This is a genomic window from Curtobacterium sp. ISL-83 (assembly GCF_018613895.1).
Classification (GTDB): domain Bacteria; phylum Actinomycetota; class Actinomycetes; order Actinomycetales; family Microbacteriaceae; genus Curtobacterium.
Genome location: NZ_JAGGPH010000014.1, coordinates 45,620 through 56,818, shown reverse-complemented (window position 1 = coordinate 56,818; position 11,199 = coordinate 45,620). Strand labels below are relative to the sequence as shown.

7 protein-coding genes are annotated in these 11,199 nt (G+C 70.5%); 4 read left to right on the top strand and 3 right to left on the bottom strand.

Annotation, left to right across the window (positions count from 1 at the left end):
- Nucleotides 1-33: 33 nt before the first annotated feature.
- The 3 genes from glgB to glgX form a co-directional block, all read right to left on the bottom strand.
- Complete coding sequence (gene glgB / locus J7E22_RS14405; protein ID WP_251009191.1) at nt 34-2,691, bottom strand: 1,4-alpha-glucan branching protein GlgB; 2,658 nt, start codon at nt 2,689-2,691, stop codon at nt 34-36.
- Entirely contained in the window at nt 2,688-4,688 is a 2,001-nt protein-coding gene (locus J7E22_RS14400; protein ID WP_308159265.1) for an alpha-1,4-glucan--maltose-1-phosphate maltosyltransferase, read from the bottom strand. The genes glgB and J7E22_RS14400 overlap by 4 nt, the downstream gene beginning before the upstream one ends.
- Before the next feature lie 187 nt (nt 4,689-4,875).
- Nucleotides 4,876-6,957 (bottom strand): glycogen debranching protein GlgX, encoded by a 2,082-nt coding sequence (gene glgX, locus J7E22_RS14395; protein ID WP_214982521.1) that lies wholly within the window; start codon nt 6,955-6,957, stop codon nt 4,876-4,878.
- Between the two features lie 77 nt (nt 6,958-7,034).
- On the opposite strand from glgX, the gene J7E22_RS14390 reads away from it, so the two are divergent.
- The 4 genes from J7E22_RS14390 (at nt 7,035) to ftsX (ending at nt 11,162) form a co-directional block, all read left to right on the top strand.
- The gene (locus tag J7E22_RS14390; protein ID WP_214982520.1) at nt 7,035-8,198 is read left to right on the top strand and encodes a cysteine desulfurase family protein; all 1,164 of its coding nucleotides are present in this window, start codon (nt 7,035-7,037) and stop codon (nt 8,196-8,198) included.
- A 136-nt stretch (nt 8,199-8,334) separates the two neighbouring features.
- Complete coding sequence (gene prfB / locus J7E22_RS14385) at nt 8,335-9,444, top strand: peptide chain release factor 2 (protein WP_214982519.1); 1,110 nt, start codon at nt 8,335-8,337, stop codon at nt 9,442-9,444.
- A gap of 51 nt (nt 9,445-9,495) precedes the next feature.
- Nucleotides 9,496-10,251, top strand: coding sequence for a cell division ATP-binding protein FtsE (ftsE, locus tag J7E22_RS14380; RefSeq protein WP_214982518.1), 756 nt, complete (start codon nt 9,496-9,498; stop codon nt 10,249-10,251).
- The gene (gene ftsX, locus J7E22_RS14375; RefSeq protein WP_214982517.1) at nt 10,248-11,162 is read left to right on the top strand and encodes a permease-like cell division protein FtsX; all 915 of its coding nucleotides are present in this window, start codon (nt 10,248-10,250) and stop codon (nt 11,160-11,162) included. The genes ftsE and ftsX overlap by 4 nt, the downstream gene beginning before the upstream one ends.
- Nucleotides 11,163-11,199: the final 37 nt, after the last annotated feature.

Below are 11,199 nucleotides of genomic sequence, written 5' to 3'. Positions count from 1 at the left end.
CACCGGGCCTCCCGTCCGTCGCGGTGCGCGGGGTCAGTCCGCGAGCCGCAGCCAGACCGCGCCGAGCGGCGGCACCACGATGTGGGCCGACGCGGGGCGTCCGGCCCACGGGGTGTCCTCGGCGGTGATGCCACCGAGGTTGCCCACGCCCGAGCCGCCGAACGCGGTGGCATCGGAGTTGAGCACCTCTTCCCAGACGCCGGCGGTCGGCAACCCGAAGCGCCGCTCGACCGGGACACCGGAGAAGTTCACGAAGACGGCCACGCGTTCGTCGCCGGCCTTCCGGAGGAACCCGATCGTGGAGTGCGGTGCGTCGCCGCCCTCGATCCACTCGAAGCCCTCGGCCGAGGAGTCGTGTGTCCACAGTGACGGCGACGCGCGGTACACGCGGTTCAGCTCGGCGACGAGGTCCTGGATGCCACGGTGCGCCGGGTCGTCGAGGAGCCACCAGTCGAGCCCGCGGGCTTCGGACCACTCGGACGGCTGGGCGAACTCCTGGCCCATGAAGAGCAGCTGCTTGCCCGGGTGTGCCCACATGTACGCCAGGTACGCCCGGACGTTCGCGAGCTTCTGCCACTCGTCGCCGGGCATCTTGCCGTACAGCGACCCCTTGCCGTGCACGACCTCGTCGTGACTGATCGGCAGGGTGAAGTGCTCGCTGAAGGCGTACACGAACGAGAACGTCAGTTCGTCGTGGTGGTAGCTGCGGTACACCGGCTCACGCTCGATGTACTGCAGCGAATCGTGCATCCACCCCATGTTCCACTTCTGACCGAACCCGAGACCGTCGGCGCTCGTGGGCTCGGTGACGCCCGGCCACGAGGTGCTCTCCTCGGCGATCATCACGATGCCGGGGTAGCGCTTGTACGCGGTCGCGTTGGTCTCCTGCAGCAGCGAGATCGCTTCGAGGTTCTCGCGCCCACCGTGGACGTTCGGCAGCCACTCGGTGCGGGAGTAGTCGAGGTACAGCATCGAGGCGACCGCGTCGACGCGCAGCCCGTCGATGTGGAACTCCTCGAACCAGTACAGCGCGTTCGCGACCAGGAAGTTCCGGACCTGCGGCTGCCCGAAGTCGAACACGTAGGTGCCCCAGTCGAGCTGCTCGCCGCGGCGGGGGTCCGGGTGCTCGAACAGTGCGTAGCCGTCGAACTTGCCGAGGGCCCACTCGTCCTTCGGGAAGTGTCCGGGGACCCAGTCCATGATGACGCCGATGCCGGCGGAGTGCAGCCGGTCGATCAGGTACCGGAGGTCGTCCGGCGACCCGAAGCGGGACGTCGGCGCGTAGTACCCGGTGACCTGGTAGCCCCACGAACCGCCGAACGGGTGCTCTGCGAGCGGCAGGAACTCGACGTGGGTGAACCCGGTGTACTGCATGTGCCCGATGAGCTGGTCTGCGACCTCGCGGTAGCTCAGCCCGGGACGCCAGGAGCCGAGGTGGATCTCGTACACGCTCATCGGCCGGTCGTGCGTCGTGGAGGTGGCACGTTCGGCCATCCAGGCCGCGTCGCCCTCGGACCACGTGTAGTCGGACGTGGTCACGACAGACGCGGTCAGCGGCGGTACCTCAGCCTGGCGGGCGAACGGGTCCGCCCGCTCCACCCACCCGGAGTCGGTCAGGATCTGGAACTTGTAGCGCTGGCCGGGACGGGCGCCGGGCCAGAACAGCTCCCAGATGCCGAGGTCGGTCAGCCGGCGCATCGCGGTTGTCCGGCCCTCCCATCCCTCGAAGTCGCCGATCACCCGGACGGCCGTCGCACGGGGCGCCCAGACGGTGAAGGCCACGCCCTCGACGCCGTCGACGGTACGGACGTGCGCGCCGAGGTGGTGCCACAGCTGCTCGTCACGGCCCTCACCGAACAGGTGCAGGTCGATCTCGCCGATGGTGGCGGGGAAGCGGTACGCGTCGTCGGTGGTCCACGTGTCGTCGTCCTCGTAGTCGGCCTCCACCCGGTACCGGCCGAGCTCGCCCGTGGTGGCACCGGCCCAGAGCCCGTCGCCCTCTGAGGTGAGTTCGACGTCGTCCCCGTCGGGTCGGACGATCCGCACGGCCGTCGCCAGGTGGCGGACGACGCGGATGCTCGTGCCGCCGTCGACGGGGTGCGGCCCGAGGACGTCGTGCGGCTGCGACCAGCGGGCCTCGGCGACCTGCTGCCGGAGCCACTCCTCGACGGGTGCCGGACGTGGCCCCGTGCTGCCGCCGGCGGGGTCGTCCGATCCGGCTGGCGGAGCGGGCGCCCGGTGCGCAGCGGGAGCGTCCGGCGACGCACTGGGAGCGTCAGGGCCGTCGTCGGAGGACCCGGCGTCCGCCGCACTGCCGACCGCGTCGGTCGTCAGGTGCCGTGGGTGCGCCGCACCGGACGTGCTGCCGGCGAGCGTCGCCGACTCCGGGACACCGCGGTCCGGGGCTTCCCGGACGACGGGGGGCGCACCGGGCATGTCCTCGCCAGGTCCGGAGACACGGGGTTCGTACCGGGCGGCCGGCGGCTCGACGTGCTCGACCGGATGGGTCGGTCGCGGCGTGTCAGCGGGCATCAGCCGGGGGAGCACCTGGGGTGGCGGAGGCGGGACCGGCGGGACGCTCGGACCCTGCCCGCGACCGGACTGCGGAGGCTGCTCGGCCGCGGCTGGCGGTGTCGGTGTCGGCGGCTGCGGCGTCGGCCGCTTCGGCTCGTTCGGGTCGGTGTTGGTCATCGGTGTGGTCCCTCCACGACGAGCAGGTGCACGGGTTCCTGGAAGGCGTCCAGGCGGACGTAGTTCGACGAGCCCCAGACCCAGCGCTGCCCGGTCACGACGTCGCGGACGTCGAACGACGTCTCCGGCGGCAGGCCGAGGGCGGCGAGGTCGAGGTGCACGGTGGTCTCCCGGACGGAGTGCGGGTCGACGTTCGCGACGATGATCACCGTGTCGTCGCGGCCGGACCGGATGTACCGACCGGGCAGGTGCTTCGAGTACACGACCACGGCGGGGTCCTCGGCGTCGTGGACGTGCAGGTTCCGCAGCTGCCGGAGGGCGGGGTGCGCCTGCCGGAACCGGTTCAGCATGGTGACGTACGGCGCGAGGCTCGCGCCCTCGGACTCGGCGAGCGCGAAGTCACGGGGCTTGTACTCGTACTTCTCGTTGTCGATGTTCTCTTCCGAACCGGGACGGGCGACGTCCTCGAAGAGCTCGTAGCCCGAGTACATCCCCCACGTCGGGGCACCCGTCGCCGCGAGGGCAGCGCGCACCTTGTACCCGGCGCGACCGCCGAACTGCAGGTACTCGGACAGGATGTCGGGCGTGTTCACGAACAGGTTCGGCCGGAGGTACGCACTGGTCTCGTGCGAGAGCTCCTCGAAGTAGTCCTGGATCTCGTCCTTCGTGTTCCGCCAGGTGAAGTACGAGTAGGACTGTTGGAACCCGACCTCGGCCAGGGCGCGCATCATCGCGGGGCGGGTGAACGCCTCGGCGAGGAAGACGGTGTCCGGGTGCTCGTCACGGATCTCGCGGATCACGCGCTCCCAGAACCACAGCGGCTTGGTGTGCGGGTTGTCCACGCGGAAGATCCGGATGCCGAAGGCGATCCAGTGCCGGAGCACGCGCTCGACCTCGGCGACCAGCCCCTCCGGATCGCTGTCGAACTGGATCGGGTAGATGTCCTGGTACCGCTTCGGCGGGTTCTCGGCCGTCGCGATCGAACCGTCGGCGCGCTGGGTGAACCAGTTCGGGTGCTCGCTGACCCACGGGTGGTCCGGCGAGCACTGGAGCGCGAAGTCGAGCGCGACTTCCATCCCGCTGTTCTTCGCCGTCTCGACGAAGTCGCGGAAGTCGTCCTCGGTCCCCAGCTCGGGGTGGATCGCGTCGTGGCCGCCTTCGGCCGAGCCGATGGCCCACGGGCTGCCCGGGTCGTTCGGCCCCGGCGTCAGGGTGTTGTTCGGTCCCTTGCGCGCGGTCGAACCGATCGGGTGGATCGGCGGCAGGTACACGACGTCGAAGCCCATCCGGGCGACGCCGGGCAGACGGCGAGCCGCCGTGCGGAAGTCGCCGCTCTTCCACGAGCCGTCCGGGTTCTTCTTCGCGCCCTCGCTCCGGGGGAAGAACTCGTACCAGGCGCCGACGCCGGCGCGGGTGCGCTCGACGTCGAGCAGCTGCGTCGGCGAGGTCGTCCGCAGCGAGGTCAGGGGCGAGTCCTCGACCTCGGCGACGATGCGCGGGTCGTCGACGGCGGCCAGGCGCTCGGCCGGGTCGAGGTCGGTGTCGCGGACACGAGCGGCCGCCCGCGTGGCGGCGGGGGAGTCGGTCTCGACGGCCAGGCGGTCGAGCAGGACGGCGCCGTCGAGCAGCGTCGCCTCGGTGTCGACACCGGCCGCGATCTTCAGTCGGGCGGCGTGCAACCACGTCGCCCAGTCGTCGGCGAAGGACTCGACGTGCCAGGTCCAGACGCCGACGTGGTCGACCTGGACGGTCGCCTCGAACCGGTCGGTGCCGGGTGCGCCCGGCGCGAGCGGCACCGTGCGGGTACCGCCGTCCGGACGTTCGAGGACGAGGTCGGCGCCGATGACGCCGTGTCCTTCTCGGAAGACGGTCGCGCCGAAGGTGATGACCTCGCCGTCGAACGCCTTTCCGGGGTAACCATTGGGAGTCGTCGGAGCGAGCTCGGTGATCGGGATGCGCCCGGGCTTCGGTCGCCGGGGTCGGTCTGCGGTGGCCACGGAGTCGACGCTACCCGTCCAGCGCCGCGACGTTCCCCGGAAACCCGGCTCGGTGTGGACGGCCGGGCGCGCCGGACGGGTGTGGAGGAACGACGGGAGGCGCGTGGCGGCGCCGCCACGCGCCTCCCGTCCGATCCGCCGGATGCATCCCACCCGTGGACTCCGTCGGTCCGCCCGACGGGACGGATCAGGCGATCTCGAACACGTGGATCCCCGGCCCGTAAGCCGTGAAGACCTGCCCGGCCGGCCGGAGCCGCTCGTGGTCGCGGTGCTTCTCGCTCGACCAGGCGAGTCGGAACCCGACGACGTCCTCGCGCACCGGCAGGGTGATGTCCCGCGTGCGACCACTGCCGTGCACGACCACCAGCACCCGGTCCGCCGGTTCGTGCTCCGGCGCCGACTCCACGAAGTACTGGAGCGCGCGGTGGATCGGCTGGTCCCAGCCCTCGATCGTCATCGGGTGCCCGTCCGGCCCGTACCAGCTCATCCGCGCAGCCCCGGGGGTCTCCTGCCCCTCGACGCCGAAGCGCGACGGTCGGAGCGCCGGGTGCGCGGACCGCAGGCGGGCGAGGGCCGCGAACGACGCGGTCATCGCCTCGGCGTCCTCGTGGTCGGACCAGTCGACGGGGGTCAGGTCGTCGGACACCACGTACGCGTTGTTGTTGCCGTGCTGGGTCCGGCTCCGTTCGTCACCTGCGGTGAGCATCGGCACGCCGGCCGACAGCATGAGCGTGCCGAGCAGGTTCCGCATCGAACGACCACGGGCCGCCCGGACGCCGCGGTCGGCGGTCTCGCCCTCGATGCCGTGGTTGAAGGACCGGTTGTCGTTCGTGCCGTCGCGGTTGTCCTCGCCGTTCGCCTCGTTGTGCTTGCCGTCGTACGCGACCAGGTCGAGCAGCGTGAAGCCGTCGTGCGCGGTGACGAAGTTGACGCCCGCGAGCGGCCCGCGCTCGGCACCGAACAGGCCCTGGGAACCGGTCAGGGCGTGCGCCAACCGACCGATCCCGGTGCTCGGGGCGCCGTTCCGGCGTTCCTCGGCGATGTCGGTCAACCAGAACTGCCGCACCGTGTTCCGGAACCCGTCGTTCCACTCGCTCGTCCGCGCACCGAACGAGCCGGTCTTCCACCCGTCGGGTCCGACGTCCCACGGTTCGGCGATGACGAGCACGTCCTGCAGGTCCGGGTGGTTCCGGATCCGTTCGAGGAGGGGGTGAGCGGGATCGAAGACGTGGTCGGCATCCCGGGCGAGCGATGCCATCAGGTCGAAGCGGAACCCGTCGACCTGCACGTCGCGCGCCCAGTACCGGAGGCTGTCGACCACCAGGTCCGCGGTGGCCTCGACCGAGGTGTCGAGCGTGTTCCCGCAGCCCGTCGTGTCGAAGTAGGTGTCGTCCGCCGCCCAGCGGTAGCGGTTCGCACCGTCGACACCGCGGAGCGAACTCGTCGGACCCCCGAGCCCCTCTTCCGCGGTGTGGTTGTAGACGACGTCGAGCACGACCTGGATCCCGGCCTCGTGGAGCAGCCGGACCATGCCCTTGAACTCGCGCAGCACGGCGGAGGTGCCGGCCGCCCGTGCGTCGGCGGACGCGTACGCCGCGTGCGGGGCGAAGAACCCGAGGGTGTTGTACCCCCAGGCGTTCTCGCGTCCCGCTTCCTGCAGCCAGTGCTCGGTGTCGAACGCGTGCACCGGCAGGAGCTCGAGGGTGGTGACCCCGATGCGGTGCAGGTGCGCGATGGTGCTCTCGTGCGCGACCCCCGCGTACGTGCCGCGGAGGTGCTCCGGGACGGCGGGGTTCGCGGCGGTCAGGGTGCGGACGTTCGCCTCGTACACGACCGCACGGTCGAGCGGGGTCGCGGGCTTGACGACGCTGCCCCAGTCGAAGGAGTCGTCGACCACGACGCCCGTCCAGCGCTGGGCAGCCGCACCGGGGCCGGTCCCGGTGCCGACGGCGTCGTCCTCAGCAGCCGCCCGCTCGATCCCGCGTGCGTACGGGTCCAGCAGCGGACGTGCCGGGTCGAAGTCGTGCCGGGGCCCGTCCGGACCGTCGACGAGCAGGTGGTACCGGTCGCCGGGGGTGACCCCGGGCGTCTCGGCGGTCCACGCGTCGGAGTCCGCCACCCGCTCGAGCGGGAACGACGTCGACCCGGAGGCGTCGGCGTGCTGCACGACGAGGGTCACGGCCGTCGCCGTCGCGGACCGCACCGTGTACCGAGCGACGCCGTCGCCGAGGAGGAACCCCGCGGGGTGGTCGATGACGGTCTCGTGCATGGCCCAAGGGTACGAGGACGCGCGCGTATCCTGGAATCGTCCGCTCCAGGGAGTACGCCATCCACACCGACAGCACTGTGCCCGTCTACCTCGACCACGCTGCGACGACGCCGATCCTGCCGGAGGCGCTCGCCGCCTTCACGGCCGCGCTCGGGACGGTCGGCAACCCCTCCTCGATCCACAGCGCGGGCCAGCAGGCGAAGATGCTGCTCGAGGACGGCCGTGCGGCGGTGGCCGCGTCCCTCGACGCCGACCCGGTGGAGGTCGTCTTCACCTCCGGCGGCACGGAGAGCATCAACCTCGGCGTCAAGGGGCTGTTCTGGGCCCGGCAGCGCGACCGGGCACGCCCCCGGATCGTCGTGCCGGCGGGCGAGCACCACGCCACCGTCGACACGGTGGCGTGGCTCGAGCAGCACGAGGGCGCCGTCGTCGACGTGGTGCCGTTGGACGCGCAGGGTCGCGTGGACCTGGCCGGACTGGAGGCACGGCTCGCCTCCGCCGACGACGTCGCGCTGGTCACGTTCCTCTGGGCCAACAACGAGGTGGGCACCATCCAGCCCGTCACGCGGATCGTCGCGCTGGCACATGCCGCGGGCGTTCCGGTGCACGCGGACGCGGTCGCCGCCTACGGGCAGGTGCCGGTGTCCTTCCGCGACTCCGGACTCGACGCCCTGAGCGTGTCCGCGCACAAGATCGGCGGCCCGGTCGGGATCGGCGCACTCGTGCTCGGCCGCCGGGCCACCGTCGAGCCACTGATCCACGGCGGCGGCCAGCAGCGACAGGTGCGGAGCGGCACCCAGGACGCGCCGGCGGCCGCGGCGTTCGGGGTCGCCGCGTCGGTGCCGCACGCCGACGTGACGGCACTCCGGGACCGGTTGGTCGCCGGTGTGCGGGCCGCCGTGCCCTCGGCCGTGCTGATGGGCGACCCGGTCGACCGGCTGCCCGGCAACGCGCACTTCACGTTCCCCGGCTGCGAGGGGGACTCGCTGCTGTTCCTGCTCGACGCGGCGGGGGTCGCGGTGTCCACGGGCTCCGCGTGCCAGGCGGGCGTCCCCGAGGCGTCCCACGTGCTGCTGGCGATGGGACTGAGCGAGGACGACGCCCGCGGTGCGCTGCGCATCACGCTCGGCCACACCTCGACGGAGGCGGACGTCGACGCCTTCCTCACGGCGCTGCCGGACGCGGTCGCGCGGGCCGGGGTCGCGGGCATGGCGTCCCGCACGCCGTCGCTCGGCCGCTGACGCACCGGGCGTGCCGTCCCCGCTCCGGTGCGCGGGGTGGGGGACCGGGCACGACGGCGGGGCCGCGGCCGCGTGTCGGAGGTGATCCGCGCCTCCAGTCGGCCGTGCCGGGTGCGCGCCGGTAGGATCGGGGACCATGGTCGAACTGGACTTCAACGAGCAGATCTCCGCACTCCGCGTGACGTTCGGCAACATCCGCACCGTGATCGACGTCGAGCGTCTGCAGCGCGAGATCGACGAGCTGAGCGAGCAGGCCGGTGCCCAGGACCTCTGGGACGACGTCGACCACGCACAGCAGGTGACGAGCGCGCTGTCCCACCGGCAGACCGCGCTCCGGAAGCTCGCCGAGACCGAGCAGCGGATCGACGACCTCGAGGTCCTGGTCGAGATGGCGAACGAGGCCGAGGACGAAGAGTCGGCGATCGAGGCCCGTGACGAGCTGAAGTCGATCGAGAAGGTGATGGGCGAGCTCGAGGTCCAGACGCTCCTCGACGGCGAGTACGACGACCGCCCGGCCGTCATCACCATCCGCGCCGGTGCCGGTGGTGTCGACGCCGCGGACTTCGCCGAGATGCTCATGCGCATGTACCTGCGGTACGCCGAGCAGCACGGCTACAAGACCACCGTGATGGACACGTCCTACGCCGAAGAAGCCGGCATCAAGTCCGCCACGTTCGAGGTCGACGCACCGCATGCGTTCGGCACCCTGTCGGTCGAGGCCGGCACGCACCGACTCGTGCGCATGTCGCCGTTCGGGTCCGCGGGCAAGCGCCAGACGTCCTTCGCCGCGGTCGAGGTCATCCCGCTCATGCCGGAGACCGCCGTCATCGACATCCCGGAGAACGACATCCGGGTCGACGTCTTCCGGTCCTCCGGCCCCGGCGGGCAGTCCGTCAACACGACCGACTCCGCCGTCCGCCTCACCCACCTGCCCACCGGCACCGTGGTGTCGATGCAGAACGAGAAGTCGCAGATCCAGAACCGTGCCGCCGCCATGCGCGTGCTGCAGTCGCGCCTCCTGCTCCTGAAGAAGGAAGAGGAGAACGCGAAGAAGAAGGAACTCGCCGGCAACATCACGGCGAGCTGGGGCGACCAGATCCGCAACTACGTGCTGGCGCCCTACCAGATGGTCAAGGACCTGCGGAGCGAGCACGAGGTGAACAACCCCTCAGCGGTGTTCGACGGTGACCTCGACGGGTTCATCAACGCCGGGATCCGGTGGCGTAAGCAGCGCGACGCTTCCTGAGCCGCGCGCCTCGCTTGCGTTCCAGGCTCGGCGACCTACCCTGAACCGGTCATGATCAAATTCGACCAGGTCACCAAGGTCTACTCGGGCAACCCGAGTCCCGCGCTGGACGACATCTCCCTCGAGATCCTCAAGGGCGAGTTCGTCTTCCTCGTGGGCGCGTCCGGCTCCGGGAAGTCCAGCTTCCTGCGCCTCGTGCTCAAGGAGGAGAAGCCGTCCCGCGGCCAGATCCACGTGCTCGGCCAGCGGCTCGGCACGCTGTCCTCGCGCAAGGTCCCCTACTTCCGTCGCAATCTCGGCGTGGTGTTCCAGGACTTCCGGCTCCTGCCGAACAAGAACGTCTTCGACAACGTGGCGTTCTCGCTCCAGGTGATCGGCAAGAGCAAGGGCTTCATCAGCGAGGCCGTGACCGACGTGCTGAAGCTCGTGGGACTCGCCGGCAAGGCGACCCGCATGCCGCACGAACTGTCCGGTGGCGAGCAGCAGCGTGTCGCCATCGCGCGCGCCGTGGTGAACAAGCCGGCGATCCTGCTGGCCGACGAGCCCACCGGCAACCTGGACCCCACGACCTCCGCCGGCATCATGGCGCTCCTCGAACGCATCAACCAGGGAGGCACCACCGTGCTCATGGCGACCCACGACGCCAGCATCGTGAACCAGATGCAGCGCCGCGTGATCGAGCTGTCCAACGGCACGATCCTCCGTGACGAGCAGTCGGGCGGGTACCAGACGCAGGCGCTCCCGGTGGTCCGTCCCGGTGTCTCGAACACCACCGGCATCCAGACCATCCCCGGGCTCATCCGATGAGGCTCGGACTCGTCATGTCCGAGGTCTCCTCGGGCCTGCGGCGCAACGCGTCGATGGTCGTCTCCGTCGTCCTGGTCACCTTCATCTCGCTGACCTTCGTCGGGACCGCGATCCTGCTCCAGATGCAGATCAACCAGATGAAGGGGTACTGGTACGACCGGGCGCAGGTCGCCGTCTACCTGTGCACCGACACCGACACCACCGGCAACTGCACGGGTGCGAAGGCGACCGACGACCAGCGGAAGCAGGTCCAGGCGCAGCTCGACTCGACGACGCTCAAGCCGTACATCGAGAAGACGTACTACGAGAACCAGGACCAGGCGTACACGCGCTTCAAGCAGCAGTTCAAGGACTCGCCCGCCACGGAGTTCGTCAAGCCGGAGTACCTCAACGAGACCTTCTGGGTGAACCTGAAGAACCCGTCGCAGGCCGATGTCCTGGTCGAGAGTCTGTCGAAGGTCGCCGGCGTGCAGAGCGTGGTCGACCAACGTGGGTACCTGCAACCGATCTTCAACCTGCTGAACGCGTCGTCGTACACCGCGATCGGCATAGCGTCCCTGATGCTCATCGCCGCCGTGCTCCTCATCGCGACGACGATCCGCTTGTCGGCGTTCAGTCGACGGCGAGAGCTCGGCATCATGCGACTCGTGGGAGCGTCGAACCGGTTCATCCAGACACCGTTCGTGCTCGAGGGGGTGATCGCCGCTGCCATCGGGGCTGTCCTGGCCGGAGGTGCGATCGTCGCGGTCGTGTGGTTCTTCGTCCGGAACTACCTGTCGAAGCGGTTCACGGGGACGGCGTTCATCGGGATGGGTGACGCGGCCATCGTCGTGCCGGCGGTGATCGTCATCGGGGTGCTGCTCGCGGCGCTGTCGGCGTTCGTGGCGATCCGCCGGTACCTCAAGGTCTGACGGACGGACGGACGGACGGACCGACCGCCCGCCGGCT